The 19,793-nt window shown below is 36.9% G+C and carries 19 protein-coding genes and 1 other annotated feature (1 of these 20 cut by a window edge); of the genes, 3 read left to right on the top strand and 16 right to left on the bottom strand.

What is annotated here, in order from left to right; genetic code table 11:
- Window positions 1-15 precede the first annotated feature (15 nt).
- The 6 genes from LJY09_RS11940 to LJY09_RS11915 form a co-directional block, all read right to left on the bottom strand.
- Window positions 16-576: a tubby C-terminal domain-like protein gene (locus LJY09_RS11940; protein ID WP_154972920.1), complete on the bottom strand. Its 561-nt coding sequence runs from the start codon at window positions 574-576 to the stop codon at window positions 16-18.
- 55 nt (window positions 577-631) lie between these two features.
- Window positions 632-1,438: a DUF817 domain-containing protein gene (locus tag LJY09_RS11935; protein ID WP_028413304.1), complete on the bottom strand. Its 807-nt coding sequence runs from the start codon at window positions 1,436-1,438 to the stop codon at window positions 632-634.
- Window positions 1,439-1,586: 148 nt separating this feature from the next.
- Window positions 1,587-3,023 (bottom strand): 4-hydroxyphenylacetate 3-monooxygenase, oxygenase component, encoded by a 1,437-nt coding sequence (hpaB, locus tag LJY09_RS11930; RefSeq protein ID WP_228307754.1) that lies wholly within the window; start codon window positions 3,021-3,023, stop codon window positions 1,587-1,589.
- A gap of 140 nt (window positions 3,024-3,163) precedes the next feature.
- The gene (locus LJY09_RS11925) at window positions 3,164-3,526 is read right to left on the bottom strand and encodes a group I truncated hemoglobin (RefSeq protein WP_025751868.1); all 363 of its coding nucleotides are present in this window, start codon (window positions 3,524-3,526) and stop codon (window positions 3,164-3,166) included.
- A gap of 221 nt (window positions 3,527-3,747) precedes the next feature.
- Complete coding sequence (locus tag LJY09_RS11920; protein WP_228307753.1) at window positions 3,748-4,605, bottom strand: SMP-30/gluconolactonase/LRE family protein; 858 nt, start codon at window positions 4,603-4,605, stop codon at window positions 3,748-3,750.
- A 201-nt stretch (window positions 4,606-4,806) separates the two neighbouring features.
- Window positions 4,807-5,775 carry an oxygen-dependent tRNA uridine(34) hydroxylase TrhO gene (locus LJY09_RS11915; RefSeq protein WP_028413307.1) on the bottom strand — a complete coding sequence of 323 codons (969 nt, stop codon included), beginning with the start codon at window positions 5,773-5,775 and terminating at the stop codon, window positions 4,807-4,809.
- 334 nt (window positions 5,776-6,109) lie between these two features.
- On the opposite strand from LJY09_RS11915, the gene LJY09_RS11910 reads away from it, so the two are divergent.
- Complete coding sequence (locus tag LJY09_RS11910; RefSeq protein ID WP_028413308.1) at window positions 6,110-6,913, top strand: alpha/beta fold hydrolase; 804 nt, start codon at window positions 6,110-6,112, stop codon at window positions 6,911-6,913.
- 165 nt (window positions 6,914-7,078) lie between these two features.
- Here the strand turns inward: LJY09_RS11910 and LJY09_RS11905 are convergent, their stop codons facing one another.
- The 8 genes from LJY09_RS11905 to LJY09_RS11870 form a co-directional block, all read right to left on the bottom strand.
- Window positions 7,079-7,948, bottom strand: coding sequence for a GNAT family N-acetyltransferase (locus LJY09_RS11905; RefSeq protein ID WP_028413309.1), 870 nt, complete (start codon window positions 7,946-7,948; stop codon window positions 7,079-7,081).
- Window positions 7,949-8,073: 125 nt separating this feature from the next.
- On the bottom strand, window positions 8,074-8,862 hold the full coding sequence (locus tag LJY09_RS11900) for an MBL fold metallo-hydrolase (RefSeq protein ID WP_098112625.1): 789 nt from the start codon (window positions 8,860-8,862) through the stop codon (window positions 8,074-8,076).
- Between the two features lie 184 nt (window positions 8,863-9,046).
- Window positions 9,047-9,382 (bottom strand): ArsR/SmtB family transcription factor, encoded by a 336-nt coding sequence (locus tag LJY09_RS11895; protein ID WP_028413311.1) that lies wholly within the window; start codon window positions 9,380-9,382, stop codon window positions 9,047-9,049.
- Complete coding sequence (locus LJY09_RS11890) at window positions 9,383-9,811, bottom strand: SRPBCC family protein (RefSeq protein WP_028413312.1); 429 nt, start codon at window positions 9,809-9,811, stop codon at window positions 9,383-9,385.
- A gap of 188 nt (window positions 9,812-9,999) precedes the next feature.
- Window positions 10,000-11,019, bottom strand: a complete 1,020-nt coding sequence (locus LJY09_RS11885) for an STAS domain-containing protein (RefSeq protein ID WP_098112624.1) — start codon at window positions 11,017-11,019, stop codon at window positions 10,000-10,002.
- Between the two features lie 200 nt (window positions 11,020-11,219).
- Window positions 11,220-11,384, bottom strand: coding sequence for a hypothetical protein (locus LJY09_RS11880; protein ID WP_165573448.1), 165 nt, complete (start codon window positions 11,382-11,384; stop codon window positions 11,220-11,222).
- A gap of 237 nt (window positions 11,385-11,621) precedes the next feature.
- Window positions 11,622-14,288 carry an MMPL family transporter gene (locus tag LJY09_RS11875; protein ID WP_228307752.1) on the bottom strand — a complete coding sequence of 889 codons (2,667 nt, stop codon included), beginning with the start codon at window positions 14,286-14,288 and terminating at the stop codon, window positions 11,622-11,624.
- The gene (locus LJY09_RS11870) at window positions 14,285-14,746 is read right to left on the bottom strand and encodes a MarR family winged helix-turn-helix transcriptional regulator (protein WP_033579007.1); all 462 of its coding nucleotides are present in this window, start codon (window positions 14,744-14,746) and stop codon (window positions 14,285-14,287) included. The genes LJY09_RS11875 and LJY09_RS11870 overlap by 4 nt, the downstream gene beginning before the upstream one ends.
- A gap of 255 nt (window positions 14,747-15,001) precedes the next feature.
- Here LJY09_RS11870 and LJY09_RS11865 point away from each other — a divergent pair, with 255 nt between their 5' ends.
- Window positions 15,002-16,210: an MFS transporter gene (locus LJY09_RS11865; protein ID WP_098112622.1), complete on the top strand. Its 1,209-nt coding sequence runs from the start codon at window positions 15,002-15,004 to the stop codon at window positions 16,208-16,210.
- Window positions 16,211-16,276: 66 nt separating this feature from the next.
- Here LJY09_RS11865 and LJY09_RS11860 read toward each other — a convergent pair whose 3' ends face one another.
- A complete protein-coding gene (locus LJY09_RS11860) occupies window positions 16,277-17,677 on the bottom strand; it encodes an amino acid permease (protein WP_048020877.1) in 1,401 nt (466 codons plus the stop codon).
- A 388-nt stretch (window positions 17,678-18,065) separates the two neighbouring features.
- Here LJY09_RS11860 and LJY09_RS11855 point away from each other — a divergent pair, with 388 nt between their 5' ends.
- A complete protein-coding gene (locus LJY09_RS11855) occupies window positions 18,066-18,269 on the top strand; it encodes a hypothetical protein (protein ID WP_223546605.1) in 204 nt (67 codons plus the stop codon).
- Window positions 18,270-18,440: 171 nt separating this feature from the next.
- On the opposite strand, the gene thrS is transcribed toward LJY09_RS11855, so the two are convergent.
- On the bottom strand, window positions 18,441-19,658 hold the full coding sequence (thrS, locus tag LJY09_RS11850; protein ID WP_098999333.1) for a threonine--tRNA ligase: 1,218 nt from the start codon (window positions 19,656-19,658) through the stop codon (window positions 18,441-18,443).
- 53 nt (window positions 19,659-19,711) lie between these two features.
- Window positions 19,712-19,793, bottom strand: a binding site (T-box leader) (it continues 147 nt past the right edge of the window).

The raw sequence follows: 19,793 nt of genomic DNA, 5'->3' as shown, positions 1-19,793 counted from the left end.
TCATTCTGCGCCTGATTATATGTATGGCATAATAAAAGTAGTTATATAGTAAGAAGCGATAAAAATGGGTACGGGCAGTTCTTCTGTTACTCTTATTGAGTGTTTGCCTTCTTTAAAATGAAAAAGATCTGATTTAAACTCTGCGACTTTTTCTCTTTTTCCATTAAAAATACACGCTTCCTCTACGGCTTCATGACTGCTTAACATGTAGACGTTATTTCCCCATCTAATTTCTTGTGCTCCTTCGTTTTTGATTATTCCTTTACCTAATAGATCCCCCACTGTTTTTCCATTTTCTTTTATCACCCACCGGTGTTTTTTCATGTGATTAATAAACACCGTTCTTCCTTCCCATTGAACTTGTACATGTACCTTTAAGCCGCAGGAAAAGATAGGAAACCAAGAAATAGAATCTAAAACTGGAAGTCCATCACGAGTTAAAAAATCAATACTTTTAGTCCACATATTTTTATGCACTCTCTTAAGCTGTCCGACATTTTCTCCATTTTCATTTGTAACTGCTACGGTCTTCCCCGCTGATTTAAAATAGGGAAGATAAAAGATATATTCTTGCATATAATCCTCCAAAGCTTCTGTACCTCATATTAACAGCGTGTACATAGTTATGTTTCTATCTTTCATATATTTCGTTTGTTTCTTTGGATTTCTTCCTTTGTTTAAATTGGCTCTGATTTTCTTTTAAATGCTTTAGTAAAGCAACAATCAAGAAACTAACAATCACAAGAAGAAGCCAAGAGCTAATTTTACTTATATGAACCATTGTCCATTGCTGCTGTTGATCTGGATACTGCCATGCTCCGAAAAATGTTGCGATATTTTCAGCGATCCAAATGAAAAAGCCAATCAGTACAAAAGACAATACTAAAGGCATGCGATATGTACGTTTGTTAACCGTAAAATATACAAAAGTTCGATAAAAAATAAGTAAAGTAAAAAGTTTTAAAAACCAGCGGAAGTCGTAAATGAAATGATGCGTGAAAAAGTTAAGGTAAATAGTCATACTTAGTATACTGACAATCCACGTAGAAGGCCAATTCGCAAGCTTTAATTCAAGCCTTCTCCACACTTGGCACATGTAGCTGGCTACACTAGCATACATAAATCCGCTGTACAGCGGAACTCCCCAGACTTTAGTGAAAGCTTTTTCCGGATAGCTCCATGAGCCCATATGAACTTTGTAGAGTTCTAACGCTAGTCCAATTAAATGAAATACTGCAATGACTTTTACTTCATCAAGCGTTTCTCGTTTAAACGCCACCATTAAAACTTGAGTTCCTAGACAGACTAATAAAATAAGGTCATATCTAGAAATAAACGGTACTTCAATTATTTTTGTCATGGCCAATGTAAGAAAAATAATAACAGGAAAAACACAAGATTTTGCTTGTTCTAAACCAAAATAGATTAATTGCTTCATTGTAACATCCTATCTTTATAGTATTCCTTAGTATTTTCACAGAAATGATTCCCTGAAAATTATTGCAGATTTTTCAAATTTATTCAATAAGCATCTCCGCTGTTTTTGCAACTAAATTATCATACCCAGCGGAGATCAGTTTTCTCCATTAACTTTTCAAAAAATCGGTGACTCTCTGTACATAGCGCTCTTTATCGTAAGATAAGTACAGATAACTGGTTAACTGTACAGGCTCTCCAAAGAAAAAACGTTCATACAGCGTTTCTCTTGTGCCAAACGGACTCATCGTTAAATCCCATGCAAGTCGAAAAAGCTTAATTCGATCTTCTGCTCCTCTCGATTTAGCTTGCAAATAACGCGTAATATCTTCCTTAACCAATGAGCGGCACGTATTTTCTGTTGGTATTGCCATTAGTCCGCTTGCACCTAAAAGCTGGATAATCTCTGTAAAGGTAGGATATGTTTTTGAAAATATATTTGCGGCAATACGAAGTGTAGTTTCATTCGGACGCATGTATCCCCATGTATCAATCTCCGCTTCTTCTTCTGCTTTCATCACGAGAGCTTTCATCGTTTCTAACGCAATAATAAGCTCCGTGGCTTTTTCTCGCACATGCGGATAGTCCGTAATGTTAATGGTTTCAATCAGAGATTGTACAATTCCTAATACAAACTCTGTTTTGACAATTCTCCTTGAAGTTACTTGATGCAGAGCAAAAGCTGAGAAGGAACTAGAAGCAAGGAATGTATTTGATACGTCTACATTTTCATAGAAAAACACGCGGTTCCACGGTACTAATACATGGTCAAAGACAACAATTGTATCCATTTCTTCAAATCTAGAACTTAATGGATAATCAAACGTCGAATCTTTTCCTGCAAATGATTCTCTACAAATAAATTTAATTCCTTTTGTATTACTTGGAATTGAAAAAGCAAATCCTTTTTCTTTTCCTTGAATGCCCGCTGAAGACAGTACGAGCAGTTCATCTGTCATTCCGCCCTGTGTAGCAAGCAGTTTCGCGCCTTGGATAACGATTCCCTCATTGTTTTTATCAACTATTCTTGCTGCTATCGGTTCATCGTTTTGCTCGTAATAAAATTGGATTCGATTGACTTGAGGATCGATGAATGTATGAGTGAGCGATAAGTCGTGCTCTCTCACATATTCATAATAAGAAATGATGTTTTCAGGAAAGCAATTTTCTGCTCCTCTCAGGAGTTCTGCAGAGGATGCAAAAGCCATCAATACGGTATTCATATAATCTGGACTTCTCCCCATCATACCGTGAGTTAAGCGAGCCCACTGCTGAGTCATCTCTCGCCTCCTTTTTAACTCCTCTTTTGTTTTAGGCTGTAAATAAGATGTACCGACAAATTCCTTAGAAGCCGGAGATTGGTATGTCATGATATCTTTGATTTTTTTATCATGCTGAAGATCATAAAGCTTAGCTTGACTGTTAATGGCTCCTTTAAAAGCCGGATGTTCTGATATATCGCCTGTTACGAGCTTGCCATCAACCCATACATTTGCTTTTAATTGGTTAATTCTCTCTACGTATTGCTTCCCATTAATTGCTGACATACTCCCACTCCCAGACTTTCGATAAATATTTTCACCTATTGCATTTTTATCATATTACGATGTCTTTTCCATGTTTCCTTCATACATCACAGCTTTGAGCATAAAAAAAGAAGGTTACAGTAACCTTCTTTTTTTATGATTTATTTATATTGAATATCATTTCTTAGGGATTCAACTTTACTTAATGCTTGGTCAATATCAGGCTCTTCAACATTAAAGTGAGCAAGTGCATCGTGAAGATGCTTAGCAATTGCATTAAAATGTTCGGGCTGAATATTCATATTTGCATGCGCTTTGGCCATCGACTTTCCTGAATATTGATTCGGTCCACCTAAGGCAAAGCTTATAAACTTGGCTTGATGTCGACGTTGTTTATCCATATCCGTGTGCTCGAAAAAGTGACTAACTGTTTCGTCTTTTAAAACAAGCTCAGAATAAAAATAGTCTACTACTTTTTCAATCGCTTCTTGTCCGCCCACTTTTTCATACAATGTTTGTTCCAAAACAATTCCTCCTTTTGTACCTTTAACCATTGTTACCCAATACAAGTATTCATATTCTTTGAAAGGCTTCTTTATGGGAATTCGTTATCGTCATGTTTTATTCCTCTTCCTCATAATGAATAAAATGTAAAAGGAATGAACGCAGTGCAAAGGAGTTGTAGAAACTGCATTTAATATCTATCGTTACTGGTCTGAATCATTACATTTTGATAAGTGCTGGTCTAATATACGTAAGTATAAGCCGGTACGCCTTTTACTCCTACTCGGCATGAAAAAAGAGAGCCGGCAGCTTCTTCGTATTTTTCTTCTTCCTTAGCTGTGGTGATAAATAAAGTTTGTAAATCGTCTCCTCCAAATGTACAGCAGGTTACATTGGAAACTGGAAGATGAATAGATTCTATAATTTCTCCTTTCTCTGGATCTACACAAATAACTTTCGAACCTCCCCAAAGCGCTACCCACAGTCGGTCGTGCTCATCAATTGTCATTCCATCAGGAAACCCGTCTATATCTGAAAGGTCAATCACCACTTTTTCATCTTCGAGCCTTGTTGTTTCTTTAGAAAATGAATAAGACATAATTTTATTTTTCGGGGAATCAACCAGAAAGAATTTGTCTCCTGTTCGATTCCAAGCTAGCCCGTTTGACACGCTTAATCCTTCTTTAGCACTCTTAATTACACCTTTTTCATCTACTACGTACAGCTGGGCTTTTCCTTCTTCATCATCTTCACTCATCGTGCCAATCCAAAAGCGATTATATGGATCACATTTCCCGTCATTAAAACGCATGTTTTTTTCAAGAGTATCTAAACGGATATACTCTTCATGATTCTTTTTGTTTTTATCCACTAAAAGCAGCTGATTACGAGTGGAGACGATCAATTTTGAATGATTGGTTGTAGAAACGCTTGTAACGACTGAAGGAAAATCCATATCTTCTAAGGTTGTCGTTTTTGGATCGTACGTAAGAAGTTTTTTATCTAAAATGTCTACTAGCACTAATCTTTGATTTTCTTCATCCCATAGGGGTCCTTCCAGCAAACGTCCATCGTATTTTTTTTCAATTTTCGCTTCCATTTTCAAGCTCCTTTGTTGTTTTTATGTACAACCGTTTTTTAATCGCTTTCTAAAACATATTCCTTTAAGTATGCAAAACAAAAAACAGGAATATGTTTCCTTTTTATAAATACCCGTTGCATAACCTTCTCTAAACACTAGGTTACAAGAGAATCTTTTCATAAAAAAACAGCACGCTGTATATAGCGTGCTGTTTTTTTATTATAAAGTTACGTGTTCGTTTTCTAACTCTTTAACACGTGCTGCAAATTCTTCTTCTGTTAAACCATGTTCTTTTACATAGCGGTTACGGGGACTTACTCGGCATTCATGTGAACAAGCGCGTAAATATTTGTGTTCGTTTTCTTCAGAAGCTAAGATTTTCTTATTGCATTCTGGGTTTGAGCAGTTAACATAACGTTCGCAAGGCTCGCCGGTAAAGTGATCCTTCCCGACAATCACATGCTCTTTTTGGTTAACTGGTACGCTGATGCGCTCATCAAATACATAGCACTGACCATCCCATAGTTCACCTTGTACTTCTGGATCTTTTCCGTATGTTACAATACCTCCGTGAAGCTGGCTTACATCTTCAAAACCTTCTTCAAGAAGCCATCCAGAGAATTTTTCACAGCGAATACCGCCTGTGCAGTACGTTAAGATTTTTTTATCTTCAAACTGATCTTTGTGGTCGCGAATCCATTCAGGAAGCTCACGGAAGTTTTGAATATCCGGACGAACAGCTCCTCGGAAGTGGCCTAAATCGTATTCATAATCGTTTCGTGCATCGATTACGACCGTATTTTCATCTTGCATCGCTTGATAAAATTCTTTTGGGCTTAAGTAATTACCCGTTACGCGAAGAGGATTCACATCTTCTTCTAATCGAAGAGTTACTAATTCTTTGCGGTGACGCACGTGCATTTTTTTGAACGCATGTTCATCTGCTTCGTCTATTTTAAATACAATACCTTCAAAACGAGGATCATTTTTCATCGTTTCCATGTATTTATCTGTTTGTTCAACTGTTCCTGATACTGTTCCATTGATCCCTTCAGCCGCAATTAAAATGCGTCCTTTTAGTTCAAGCTCTTTACAAAATGCCAAGTGCTGAGCTGTGAACTCTTCAGGATTTTCAATTGGAGTGTACAAATAATATAGTAGTACTTGATATGGTTTTCTTTCAGTCATGTTGCTTCTTCCACCTATCTGTTTATATTTGCAAGATATAATGCATGTAGGTCGGTTATTGTGAACCGAATTGATGGTAACAATTCATTACTTAAAGGTACATTACGACAAAAACAACATCCTTTTTATGAGGATGCTTCTATCTAAAAAGTATTACAGTGAATGATTGTTTCAAAAACATACAGTATTTAAGCCTGTAATAGTATAACATATCAAGGCGAACACTTCTAGGATTTGTTTTTTTATGAACATTTTCTTGCGGAGATACGTTCTACCTGAGCTTTTCTGCGCATACATGATGAGATATGAACCTTTGAGATTGGAGACGGAAATGATGCCTTTTTATACATTAAAAGACGGTGCAACTTTATACTATGAAAAACAAGGGGAAGGAACACCTATTATTTTCATTCACGGAGTTTGGATGAGCAGTCGTTTTTTTCACAACCAGCTTTCTTTTTTTTCGAAACAGTATCAAACTATTCTTTTGGATTTAAGAGGACATGGAAATTCAAGTCATACTCCATATGGTCACACAATTTCCACTTATGCTCGCGATGTGCATGAGTTTATAAATAATAATCGATTAAAAGACGTCATATTAGTAGGCTGGTCGATGGGTGCTTTTGTTGTGTGGGAATATTTGAAACAATTTGGTGAAGAAAATGTAAAAGGGAATATTATTGTAGATGAAATGGCTTCAGACTTTAAATGGTCAGACTTTCCAATCGGTGCATTTGATTTACCTGCCCTTATTTCGCTTATGCAAGGTATTCAGCTTGATCGAACAAGTACATTAGAAAGTTTTATTCCGCTTATGTTTAAGGATGAATTAACTGAAAAAGATAAACATTGGATTATGAAAGAAGTAACGAAAATGCCCGAGTCGATAGCTAGTGCTATTTTGTTTGATCAATCCATTGTGGATTATCGAGAATTCCTCCCGTTTATTACAATTCCTACTTTACTGTGCTTTGGAAAAGAAGAAAAACTCATTCCTGTAGCGGCTGGAAGGCATATTCAAAAGCTGGTTTCAGGTTCTGTACTTGAAGTTTTTGAGAACAGCTGTCACTGCCCTTTTCTCGAAGAAAGCGATCGGTTTAACAAAGTTGTGAGTGATTTTATCGAGCGCATCTAATTTACAACAAAAAAAGAATTGCCTTGTTTCTAACGGATTCGGTTGATAGAAAGAAGCATAAGTTAGAACTACAAATCAGCAATATAAATGGTAAGTAAAAGCGCTCGAAAAAAATCCGAGCGCTTTTACACTTAATGTTCTCCGCCCTCATTGAACTTAACTCTTTTACAGTTTGAGGCGATAACTTATAAGAATATCTTTTGGTTCAAAACCAACTTTCATATATACTCGATTTGCTTGACTATTTGCTCTATCAACGGTTAGTTTAATTTCATTAATTTGTGGAAATGAAAACATCTCTGTTAAAACTTCCTTTAACAACCTCGTTCCTAGACCTTGACTCTGAGCATTCTTTGAAACACCAATATACTCCAATGAAGCCTCTCGCATTTCAGTATCGACTTCAAAGTACGCATAGCCTTGCAACTCATTAGACATATTTTTAAGTATCTTTAACATATTTCTATCGTTAAGTCTCTCAATAATTGTTTTTCCATCATAATAAGTATTTTGAAACATTGCGTTATGCAGCATTTCAAATGCTTGAAAATCACTATGTTTAAATGGCTCGCTTTTCATTTCAATAACTTTATCAAAATTTTGTTCTTTAATTTCTAAGATCAAGTGTTCACCAGTCTTTTTTGCTTTTATTTCATTCATAAATACTTGTTGCAGCTCATTTTCTTCATTGATAAAAAAATGAAATTCTTGGATCAAAGGATTTTCATTAACTAACTGTTTCCATAATTGAGATTGCAAATCAATAGAAGATGTTTTATTAAAAGGTCCCCACACTTCTGCTACCATTTCTTCGATATCAAATCCAATAGCCGCTAAAATTTCTCCTGTCCTATTTCTAGCGATTAAAAATTTAATATCACCCTCGTCACTAATAAAATCTTCTTTTAATGTCTGGTAGATTTCTTCTTCTTTTTCACCACAATAACCAATATGTGATGTTTTCTGACTATTTTTTTCTAATAGAAATCGAGATAATTCACCGAGGTTATTTGGTTTTTCTATAATAGCATCCATAACACTATCCCCTTCTTTAGCTCCAATTTAGTGTCGTGTTCGTTCCTACTTCAAGCTATCCCTGCTTATTAACCCCTTTTACCTTCCTAGTTTGAAATTATTATTCTATAAGATATTAATTAATCTCAACACAAATAAGGTAATGAAATCTCGCGTCCGTCATAGGCAAAGCTTACGTTTTTATCTAAAAGCATCTCAGCGTGCTTTGGGATATCAATATCGTGTGATAAATGAGTGAACACCATGTTTTTTGCTTGTAGCTTCACTTTAATCTCCATTGCCTCTGTCACATCATATACGGATCTTTTTTCTTTTTGAAGATATTCTTTCCAAAAAGATGTACCGAATATCAGTAAATCTAAGTGGTAAAAAGGCTCCCACTGTTCTTTTGTCACATTAAAAGAATCGGATACATACGCCCAGCGTACGCCTTGTTTTTGATGAACCACAATGCCGTAGGAATGACCGTTAAATCCGTGATTCACTTTATGAAACGTAATGGCCGTTTCTCCGCTTTCCCACTTTAACGTGCCATTAAAAGTAAGCCCTTTTCTTTTTGCGAGATAAGGAAATCTTTTGATTAACTCGCTGATGACTTCAGGGGCTGCTACGACTTCTGTACTTACATTATTCCAGTAGCATAAGTCGGCTAAATCCCCTAAACCAGCAACATGATCATTGTGAGGATGAGTAATAAACACGGTAGAAGGGATTTTTTTGTTATTGTATAAATGAAATTGATGTTTAAAATCAGGTGATACATCAATCAAACACACGTTACCGTCCAGTGTGAACTGTGCACTAGGTCTTGTGCGCTGATTTAATGGATCTTTTTGCGTGCATACTTTACAGTCACATAATAATCGAGGCACTCCTTGAGCATCGCTCGTCCCATAAAATAAAAGCTTGTTCATTGCTCTGTTTCCCCCTTTTTTTCTTCTAAAGGTCTATCTTTTTATTTTAAGAAATGCCCTATGGTGTTCTGCATCTTTCTTTTATTTGTCCTTCTAGAATAAAACCAGCTTTTATGTAAAACAGCCAGTCTTTTTAACGACTGGCTTTGCTATATTCCTTATAAAAAACGTTTTTATGCTTTTTCTATTGATTTCTTTCTTCGTCTCTTTCAACAATATGCTGAAGAATAGATAATTTGTTTGTCCAAAATTGTTCGTAGTAAGAAAGCCAATCTTTTATTTCTTTCAAAGGCTCTGGCTGAAGATGATACACTTTTTCTCTGCCTTTTTTTTGTCCATGGACTAGGTCTGCTTCTGAAAGTATATGAAGATGCTTGACAACAGCGGTACGGCTTATTGAAAAATGGGACGTTATTTCTGAAATAGGCAATTCTTTTTCAGAAAGCAGCTCAAGTACTTTTCTTCGAGTAGGATCAGCAATGGCTTGAAAGATATCATGCTTGGCAGCTGATGAAGTCATTTAGTTTTCAACAACCTTTCGAAGTTTTTCATTCACGAGACTAGTCCACCCGTAGCTCATTCTATCTCGTACCACTGAACTCTTTTCGTTTGCTTTTTCAAGAAGTGTTTCAGCTTCTTTCCAGCCGCTATGAATAAGCGTAAATTCAGTTTGATTACCCATTTCTTTTAAGGTAAACGAAACGACCCATCCATCCGTATCCCAAGAGAAAGAAAGATAGTTTGGTGCATCTATTTCTAATACTTTGCACGGAGATGGTCCAAAAGGCGATTGCAAATGAAATTCATATCCTACCAGAGGCTGAAAATCATTAGGCATGAACCATTGTTGGAGCCCTTCTGCGGTTGCTACTTTATCCCAAACTTTTTGAATCGGCGCGTTAAATATTATCGTCTGTTTTACATCTTCTACTACACTTTTATCATTCATCGTTGTCTTCATTCTCCTTTTCCAAATATAACACCAAAAGGTGTTATATAAAAATAATATAACACCTTTTGGTTTCGTGTCAATTCTTCTTTTAAAAAATGAAATCCTTCAATACATTTCCGTTCTTCGATAAAGAGATTTGTTATGATGTTGAATGAGTGCATTTTGTTATATTTAAAATATATCTTTTAAACGATGCTTCGTCCGCTTTGTGCCAATGCATAATGAATGCCGTGCTGCAGTGTTTGAAAACAATCATATTTTGATAAATCAATATGAGTCTCTGATATAACTAAGCCTAAGTCAGCAGAAATTCCTACTAAAATGGTTTTTGTACCAATCAGGGACGCTGCTGCACCTAATTTTTCGATAAGACTTGCCGTATATTCAGTAAGTTCTTTATCCAATCCGGTTAAATCCAGCACAAGATAATTAGCCTGATGTTTTGGGAGGTTATTTAATGTATTGACAATCAAATCTTCCGTTCGATCCTCGTCGTATTTGCCAATCAAAGGAACGACGACTATGCCTTCCAAAACGGGAATAATAGGAGAAGACAGCTTTTTAATAAGATCTTTTAACTCTGCTGTTTTTTCCGCTACAATGTTTTGCAAATGTTCTATTTTCTGCGCTTCTTTTCTTCTCGCTAATTGATGAATATTTTGAGTGATATCAATGTTGGAAGGGAAGTATTCTACTGTGGTGCATTCATGCCCTTCTATTTGATGTTGAATCACCTTGTACCAAATATTTGTTCCGAATAGTCCTGTAAAAATCCCTGCATAATGGGCCGGAAGAAAATTTCCTCCCATTGTTTTCTTTTGCGCCACGTTAATTTTATGTTCCCAACTGTCTTTTAATTCAGCAGATAGAGTTTTACTTTCAGGATTTAAATATTTGATAGTTGTTTTTCCCCATCCAGCCGAAGCGTATGTATTTGTAATTAACTCAGCCGCTTCAAAAACCGTTACGCCCTTCATGTTTTGAAAGTACTCTCCTACTACTAATCCTTGTCGAAAACCAGTAGTTTCCAGTACTACCGAAGCTGCCTCTTCTCCAGATATTTCTTCGATTGTGTCAAACAATGTTTTCATCGCCGAAGAAATCCAAAAAAGAATCGCATCTTCTCCTTCAAAGCTAAATTTTCCTTTTTCTAAATCCCAAGCAAAACTAAGACCACCTATATCAATATTCTTTTTTTCACCCATGCCGGAATCTCCTTTTTATATAATCTCTCTACTATAGTGGTTTTTACGTAAAAGTGAGTATGAATTACCTTGGATGCTGCTTTTTTTAATCTTATCATTATTAGCTCTAAAGGAACAATTCTTTTCAATCTACTGAGCTTGTAATAGTGGTGAAATAAAAAAAGCTTCTATTTTATGAAGAAGCTTTTCGGCTGAATTATTTAGTTTTCCTCATTCCCCTGACAGCTCGGACATTCATAAACGTGCACAAAATAAAGCCCAACATGGTGAAAACGTTTTCCTAAGCAGTCTGGACATGTGCCTGCTTCACGCATTTGTTCGCGTCGTTTTTCTCGCTGATTAGCTAAAAGATTTACAAATTTCATTAAAAAGACCTCCGCATGTTTTTGACTATAGGTTTTCCTAGTAGGAAGCCTTTTATTCGACCCGGTATATTTATCACAGCGCCTGCTTGAGTTTACTTTTAATCATGCTCAAGTTTTCTAATAGCACAAAAAAAAGGATAGATAAAGCAGTCTCATGACGCTCATCTATCCTTCATTTTTACTCTATCTAATGCTTAACGTTATATCTGATTGTTGATAAAATCCAGCATATATAAGTTATTCTTCTACTTTGTATTTTTCTTTTTTTCGAAGAAACGGCCACCAGTTTCCTTCTCCAAGCGTCACGACAATCGCTGGCATAAGAAGCGGAAGAATAACAAGACCATAAAGTAAAAGACCGATGATAACAACTGTTGCTACATGAACAAGCGTTAATACACCTGATGGCATCATAGCCCCAAACGTTCCGGCTAGGATAATAGCGGCAGTAATAATAACCGACCCCATCTTACTCATAGACGTAACCATGCCTTCTGCTACGCCGCTTTTCACTTCTTCGTTAAAACGGTCTAACAAGAAAATAGAATAGTCAATTCCAAGAGCAACTAAAATAACAAAACTAAAGAATGGCACGGCCCAGCTGATTCCGTCATTCCCCATTATATCCACGAATAGAAGCTCTGAGATTCCCATTGCTGTATAATACGTAAGCAACAGTGAAGCAATCATGTATACAGGCATGATCATTGAACGGAATAAAATGGTCAAAACAATAAACAATCCAATCATCATAATAACCATTGTGCGTGAAAGATCCGTTGTAGATAAATCTTTTAAATCCGCATTTGAGCTCGATACCCCTCCGTACACAATTTCTGTATGCTCAAACGGCGTATCAACGACTTCGCTTGCCACCGCTTTTTCAATATTTTTTACGGTTGAAATGGCTTCTTCAGAATATGGATTTTGATCGAGCACTACGCTGAGCTTAACTCCTTTTCCATCTGCAAAAGAATAGTTGTCGATGGATTGTTTAAACCCTTTATCTTTCATCACTTCTGCTGGAAGATAAATACCCGTATCTCTAACTGTTGAGCTGTCACTCATGTTATCAAGCATATCTGTTGCTTTTGTTAAGCCATCTGAGATTTTCGTTAGCCCATCATTTGCACTATCAACACCTTCTGCTAATTGATTGATACTGTCTGATAGGGTTCCGACTTGGCCTTGCTGAGCTGAAAGATTCTCATTTGCTTGTTGAAGACCGGTTTGAATGGTAGTAAGCTGTTTGCTGATTGCTGCAAGCTGAGGAACCGCTTGCTGCACATTTCCTGTTGTAGAGAGCTGAGTGCTGACAAGCTGCAGCTGTTGATTAACTTGAGCTAATCCGTCTGCGGCAGGTGCAAGTGACCCGCCAGATTCTTTAGAAGCAGAACCCGTTTGGTCGGCTATTTGATTTAGCCCTTTTTCAATATCACTTAATCCTTTTTGTACATCTCCGATTCCTTTAACAGCATCTTTGATTCCGTCTGATACAGAGCCCAGCTGTGAATTAACATATAAATCATCAATCTTTTCTCCCGTAGGCTGTGTGATCGTCATAACAGAATCCACGTGATCCACTTTTTCAATTGCTTTGCTTATATTTCCTAAATACGGAATAACATCCGCCTTTGTTAACTCTTTATCTCCTTTAATAATAACATTGACAGGAAATGCTTTTCCTTCTCCCAGTGCGTCACTGATAGCATTTAGTCCTTTTATAGATTTATAATCACTGCTTATTTCAGCAGTAGAATCAAACGATACTTTTGAGTCATACGTTACAATAAAAGGCACGGTAATAATCGCTGTAATGACTAAAAATACGAACGGTCGCGCTACTGCCTTTCTTCCTAAAAACCCCCACAGCTTATTATCGCTATGAGAAGCCACTTTTTTAGACGGCCAAAATAATTTTTCTCCAAGCGTAACCATAAAAAGTGGCAGCAAGGTAAATAAAATCACTAGCAGCACACCAACTCCCACTGCTACGCCAACGGCCGATTGGAAAATAGCAAACTTGGCAAATCCGATGGCTGCAAAACCAATAAATACGGCAATTCCGCTGATGAATAACGTTCTTCCTGCTGTACGGTAAGCCGTGATCGTGGCTTCTACTTTATCATGTCCGTTAGCCAATTCTTCACGGAAACGGTTAAGTAAAAGAATGCAGTAATCCGTACCTATTCCAAACAAAATAGCTACTAAGAACGTTTGCGTGAACGTTGAGATTGGAAAATCGACATTTTTAACTAAAATACCTAGTAACGATTGACTGATTAAGTATGTGATTCCCACAATTAAAATAGGAATAAACGGCGTCACGACTGAACGGAAAACGAGTAGAAGCAAACCTAAAATCAAGAAGATAGTAATAAACTCGGTTTTCTTTAACCCTTCTTCTGAACTGTGTGCAAAATCCTGATTAATAAGAGATGCACCTGTTACATATGCCGTAACGTCTTTTGGCACGCTGTCATAAATCTGATTCGCTATTTTTTCAACTTTTTCATCCGATCCACTGACAGTAACCGGAACTAAAACGGTTTTTTTGTCTTTAGACATTAATTGGTTACGAACATCTTGATCATCTGTTAAAGGCGTTGTAACATCTTTTACACCTTTAATTTTCTCTGTCTTATCAATGATTTTCTGTATCTGTTTCTCACTATCTTTATCTAATGCGTTATCTAGCTTAATCACCATGCTGATGGTGTTACTGTCTTCCCCGGCATTTTTGAGAATTTGGCTGGCCCTAGATGAAACGGCATCATCAGGAAGCTGAGACTGCCCTTTTTCACTTGCGAGCTTTGTTAAATTGGGTGCCGTTAGCATCAATATGACCGTTAAAGCTAAAATAAAGGCCGCAATCACCCATTTAAATTTCACAATAAATTTCATTTTTTGCTTTCCCCTTTTATAGTTAACTTTTCTTTTGCCATTGTAAGAATTTCAATAAATGTATCTATTTTTTCTTCTTCTACATCATCAAACAAATTCTCAATGATACTAAAACACGCGGCATTTCCGTCATGTATTACCTTTTCTCCTTCAGCCGTAATCTTAATAAGCTTAGAACGTTTATCGCTCTCTAGTTCATTAGTGTCCCACTCCACAAGCCCTTTTTCGAGCAGTTTTTTAATTCGATTCGAAATGGCACTTTTATGAACACCTTGCAAGACAGCGAGACTGCCAGGTGAAGATGGACCTTTAATCATTAAACTATTTAACAAATCAAACTGCTGCCTTGAGACATGTTCGAAGAGGTTATGGCTCAGCTCTCTGTGAATGACTTCTGTTCCTACAAACAGCACTTCTTCAAAAAGTTCTACAGCTTGATATAACTTGCTTTTCGTCACTTCTTTCCCTCCTTTGCTCATTTAGTTTATAGGTATAAACTATTCAACTTTAAAAATAGTTTATAGGACTAAACTTTATTCTGTCAATAAATTTATGTCTGACTGTCTTCATATATGATAAAGATAAACGGAATCCCAAAAGATACCGCTTACATCAGCTTTTTTGGTTGTCAAAGCTCAATCACTTAAGTATTATTAGTAATTGACTTCTTTTCAAGGAGATATAAATTTTATACACAGAAAGGGTGATCACACATGAATACAATGCATGCTAATGAGCAGGTCAGTAAGAAAGATTCCTTTCCAATTGCTCTTATCTCGTTGACTCTTGGAGCTTTTGCTATTGGAATGACGGAATTCGTTATTATGGGGATACTGCCTAACGTTGCAGAAGACCTTCATGTTAGCATTTCGACTGCTGGTCAGCTAATTACGGGCTATGCTTTAGGAGTAGCGATTGGCGCGCCAATTTTAACCATTTTTACTCATCGACTTCCTCAAAAGCTTCTGCTTTGTTTACTCATGCTTTTATTTATTCTCGGAAATGCGATTGCTATTATTGCACCTAACTATGGAATTTTGATGGGAGCTCGTTTAGTTACGGCGTTATGTCACGGTACTTTCTTTGGAGTAGGCGCTGTTATTGCTTCACGGCTCGTACAACCGCATAAGCGAGCAAGTGCTGTTGCAACGATGATGGCAGGTTTAACCATTGCAAATATTATCGGCGTTCCTGTAGGAACATTTATTGGCCAACACTTAGGTTGGAGAGCTTCGTTTGGGGCTATTACCATTATGGGAATCATTGCATTTATCGGTATTATTCTGTTTATCCCAAAGCTTGGTCAAGAAAAATTAACGGGTCTAAAACAGCAGTTTGCTGCTTTTAGCCAACCAAAACTTCTTGTGATGCTTCTTTTAAGTGCAATAGGGTGCGGTAGTTTATTTACTGTATTTACGTACATTACACCGCTTCTTGAAGACGTTACGGGAGTAAGTGAACACAGCGTTACGTGGATACTTGTATTGTACGGATGCGGCGTTACGCTTGGAAATGTTGTTGGAGGAAAGCTTGCAGATTGGAAGTTAATGCCTTCGGTTGTAGGTATATTTGCTTTTCTTTGTATTGTGCTGACTATTTTTACGTTTACTGTCAAAAGCCCAACAGCCGCGATTATCACGCTGTTTTTCTGGGGAGCAGCAGCATTTGCTGTAATGCCTGGTATTCAAGTGAAAATTATGAACTTAGCACAGGAAGCACCTGCTTTAGCTTCTACTTCGAATCACTCATTTGCTAACTTAGGAAATGCTTTTGGCGCCTTTTTCGGAGGCGTAATTATTAACCATATGGGACTTACTTCACTTCCTTGGGTTGGCGCCATTTTTGTAGGAACGGCTTTTGTTATTAGCACTTGTCTGTTTATTGTGGAAACACGCAAAAAACATAGTGAACAATCGTCCTAACTGTCTAACAACTGAACAAAAAGCAAAAAAAGAGCCTTTCTTGGATGAAAGGCTCTTTTTCTGCTTCTAACTCGCTTTTTTCATTTCTTTACTTGTTAATCGACTGTGTTTACGAGAATAACCTATATACACAAATATACCAAGCACAATCCATATGCTAAAATATAGCCATGTTGTTTTAGGAAGATTAATCATTAAAAATAAACAAGATAATACAGATAAAATTGGTAAAACCGGGACAAACGGCATTGTAAATCCACGTTTTAAAGTTGGGTGCGTTTTGCGTAAGATGATAATGCTGACGCCCACCATACCGAAAGTTAAAAGGGCTCCGATATTTGCTAAATTCGCAAGTTCTTTTAAATCGATAAATCCTGAAATTAACGCTCCGATAATTCCTACTAGCCAAGTGGAGAGAGTCGGAACTCCCGTTTTCTCATTTGTTTTAGCAAATGCTTTTGGTAGCAAGCCGTCGCGGCTCATTGAGAATAAAATTCGTGTTGCTGCATAAATGTAGGCGAAAATAACAGCCATAATCCCAATGACAGCTCCTGCAGCAATAACTCCTGCCACTGCATTTTGTCCTACTGAATGAAGAACATAGGCCATTGCTTCTGGAACATTCAGTTCCTTGTAAGAAACAACCCCTGTCATAACAAGGCATACCGCTACATAAATAATCGTGCAGATCACGAGTGAACTAATAATTCCAATTGGCAAATTGCGCTGCGGGTTCTTTACTTCTTCTGCTGATGTAGATAAAGCATCAAAACCTAAGAAAGCAAAAAATACGGCCGCTCCCCCTGTCACAACCCCTTCAATTCCATAAGGCATAAAAGGAGTCCAATTAGACGGCTTCACATAAAAAGCCCCTACAATAATAAAGAGAAGGATAATAAATAATTTAACAAGCACCATAAAATTATTCACTTTTTTACTTTCTTTAGTTCCCCTTGAAAGCAGCCATGTAATAAGAAGGGTAATACAAATAGCAGGAAGGTTCACCAGGCCTCCATTTGCAGGGATCGTAATCAATTCTTTTGGGAGTGAAAAACCAAAGCCTTCTAAAAAATTATTAAAATAAGAAGACCATCCATTTGCTACTGCTGACATCGTTAATAAATAGACGGAAAGCAATGTCCATCCCATTAAGTGTGCTACCACTTCGCCGATGGTTGCATATGTATAGGTGTAAACGCTCCCAGATACAGGTATAGTTGAAGCAAATTCCGCATAGCACAGCGCTGCAAAACCGCATACAATAGAAGCCAGTATAAAAGAAAAAATAACGGCTGGCCCCGCATCGTTAGCAGCTACTAAGCCTGTTAAAACTAAAACCCCCGTTCCTATTACGGCTCCAATACCAAGAAGAGTCAAATCGAATGCCCCTAATGTTTTGACTAGAGATTTGTTTTGACTTTGTTCTAATAATTGCTCGATTGACTTCTTTTTAAATAGTTTTCCCATTGCACTCTCTCCTCTCTGTTGCCACTCATCCATTAAAAAACTTAAAAATGACGTCTTTTCCTATTTGACTACGCGTTTTTACTTCAGATACAGAAGTAATTATATAGAAATAATTACTAACTTGTCTATTAGTATACTAATATCATTATATATATTTCAAGAGTTTTTGTAAGCGATTTCTTAATCTCTATCTATTTTGGCTTTATCAACTAAATAAAGAAATCATCATTGTGATTATGTATAATAAGTTTGAATAAAATTAATATTCTAAAAAATAAATTGGTTCATTTTCAGATAGTTTTTTCGCCGCCTATCTTCAAATATAAATTCCTGACATAGGGATTATTTACAGAACGATGAATGTTTTACCTTAACGGGTGTTATAATGATGAAAACTGAAGTGTATGAAGGGCGGAGAGAGATGCTTAACTTACTTATTGGCTGTATTTTACTAGCATTAGGAGTGTACTTTATGTTTAAATTTCTTTTTTATTCTCCTTCTAAAAAGAAGCGAGGTCAGCAACCTATGAACAAATTGTCAAATGAAGATTCAGCTTCCCCCCGTACAAACGATTCGAATGGAACAAGATAATTTTTTTTATAAAATACCGGCGTTTGTCTAAGGCAAAAGTTATACTGCTGATATATATTATCTTATACCCTTCTAGTTCAATATTCCCTTCATTTTGGTGTAAGACAAGATGAAGGGAATCACTATCCGACTTAAAAAATCGGATTTTTCTATTTAGCAAGGTAAATGTCTTCAATAAACTCTGTTTGAATCCATTTCTTTATTCAAGTGTACAGCTGCCTCTTCAACACTTACTGTTCCAATGTTTTTCTTCCCATGCTTTCGCATAGCAAGCGATTTATTTTCTACTTCTTTATCTCCTATTACGGCCATATAAGGAACTTTGAGCATTTCGGCTTCTCTAATTTTCAGACCTATTTTTTCAATACGATCATCCACTTCAACACGATACCCTTGTGACTCCAGCTCGTGTTTCACCTTGTATGCATATTCCACATGCGGCGGTGCAATAGGCAAAAGCTTAAATTGAACAGGAGCCAGCCAAAGAGGAAATTGACCTTCATAATGTTCAATCAAGATGGCCATAAATCGTTCAACGGAACCGTATATAGCGCGGTGAATCATTACGGGACGGTGCGGTTTATTGTCCTCTCCAATATACATACAGTCAAACTTCTCTGGCATTAGAAAATCAAGCTGAACTGTTCCGCACTGCCAGCTGCGGCCTAGGGAATCTAAAATATGAAAATCGATTTTCGGCCCGTAAAAAGCTCCGTCTCCTTCATTTACCTGATAGTCTAAGCCTTTTTCATTTAGCACCGATTGAAGCGACTTTTCTGCTTGATTCCATGTTTCAATATCTCCCATAAATTTTTCAGGACGTGTGGATAGCTCCACTTTGTAATCAAAGCCAAAATGTGAATAAAAGTCATGGATAAACGCTAGAATGCGGCTAATCTCAGCTTCGATCTGACTGAGTTCTACGAATAAATGAGCGTCGTCCTGTGTGAATGACCGAACTCTTAGTAATCCGTTTAAAGAGCCAGAAAGCTCGTGGCGATGAACTAACCCGAGCTCCGCGTATCGAACTGGAAGTTCTCGGTAGCTTCTTCGCTTGCTGTTAAACAATAAAATGGCTCCCGGACAATTCATCGGTTTAATCGCATAGTTTTGTTTGTCAACATTTGAAAAATACATATTTTCATGATAGTGCTCCCAATGCCCTGATTGTTCCCATAGCTCCTGTTTCATCATGATGGGTGTTTTTATCTCTTGATAGCCTGCTTTGTAATGCTTTTGTTTCCAGTAGTTTTCTAACTCATTTCGAACAATCATTCCGTTAGGTAAGAAAAACGGCATACCAGGAGCTTCTTCCATCGACATAAACAGCTCCAGTTCTTGACCTAATTTTTGATGATTTCGTTTTTCTGCTTCCATTTGTTTTGACATGTTCATTCCTCCAATATGTTTTTATTCAACAAAAAAACCGCACTCATCCCTAATAAAGGGACGAATGCGGCCGTGGTACCACCCTAATTCCGTAAAATACCTATACGTATTTTACGCTTAAAAAGATAACGGTTT

It is taken from the genome of Priestia sp. J2, from assembly GCF_020790095.1.
Lineage (GTDB): Bacteria > Bacillota > Bacilli > Bacillales > Bacillaceae_H > Priestia > Priestia zanthoxyli.
Note: the sequence above shows the minus strand (reverse complement) of the source record. Positions and strands in the feature narration are given on the sequence as shown.

Excerpts from the sequence above, each read along its gene's own strand:
- LJY09_RS11900 (WP_098112625.1), bottom strand. The coding sequence starts at position 8,862 with ATGAACAAGCTTTTATTTTATGGGACGAGCGATGCTCAAGGAGTGCCT.
- hpaB (WP_228307754.1), bottom strand. The coding sequence starts at position 3,023 with ATGTCAGCAATTAATGGGAAGCAATACGTAGAGAGAATTAACCAATTA.
- LJY09_RS11865 (WP_098112622.1), top strand. The coding sequence starts at position 15,002 with ATGAATACAATGCATGCTAATGAGCAGGTCAGTAAGAAAGATTCCTTT.
- LJY09_RS11920 (WP_228307753.1), bottom strand. The coding sequence starts at position 4,605 with ATGGAAGCGAAAATTGAAAAAAAATACGATGGACGTTTGCTGGAAGGA.
- LJY09_RS11890 (WP_028413312.1), bottom strand. The coding sequence starts at position 9,811 with ATGAATGATAAAAGTGTAGTAGAAGATGTAAAACAGACGATAATATTT.
- LJY09_RS11860 (WP_048020877.1), bottom strand. The coding sequence starts at position 17,677 with ATGGGAAAACTATTTAAAAAGAAGTCAATCGAGCAATTATTAGAACAA.
- LJY09_RS11855 (WP_223546605.1), top strand. The coding sequence starts at position 18,066 with ATGAAAACTGAAGTGTATGAAGGGCGGAGAGAGATGCTTAACTTACTT.
- LJY09_RS11880 (WP_165573448.1), bottom strand. The coding sequence starts at position 11,384 with ATGAAATTTGTAAATCTTTTAGCTAATCAGCGAGAAAAACGACGCGAA.
- LJY09_RS11895 (WP_028413311.1), bottom strand. The coding sequence starts at position 9,382 with ATGACTTCATCAGCTGCCAAGCATGATATCTTTCAAGCCATTGCTGAT.
- LJY09_RS11905 (WP_028413309.1), bottom strand. The coding sequence starts at position 7,948 with ATGGATGCTATTATAGAAAAACCAAATAACCTCGGTGAATTATCTCGA.
- LJY09_RS11935 (WP_028413304.1), bottom strand. The coding sequence starts at position 1,438 with ATGAAGCAATTAATCTATTTTGGTTTAGAACAAGCAAAATCTTGTGTT.
- LJY09_RS11885 (WP_098112624.1), bottom strand. The coding sequence starts at position 11,019 with ATGGGTGAAAAAAAGAATATTGATATAGGTGGTCTTAGTTTTGCTTGG.
- LJY09_RS11915 (WP_028413307.1), bottom strand. The coding sequence starts at position 5,775 with ATGACTGAAAGAAAACCATATCAAGTACTACTATATTATTTGTACACT.
- LJY09_RS11940 (WP_154972920.1), bottom strand. The coding sequence starts at position 576 with ATGCAAGAATATATCTTTTATCTTCCCTATTTTAAATCAGCGGGGAAG.
- LJY09_RS11875 (WP_228307752.1), bottom strand. The coding sequence starts at position 14,288 with ATGAAATTTATTGTGAAATTTAAATGGGTGATTGCGGCCTTTATTTTA.
- LJY09_RS11910 (WP_028413308.1), top strand. The coding sequence starts at position 6,110 with ATGCCTTTTTATACATTAAAAGACGGTGCAACTTTATACTATGAAAAA.
- thrS (WP_098999333.1), bottom strand. The coding sequence starts at position 19,658 with ATGTCAAAACAAATGGAAGCAGAAAAACGAAATCATCAAAAATTAGGT.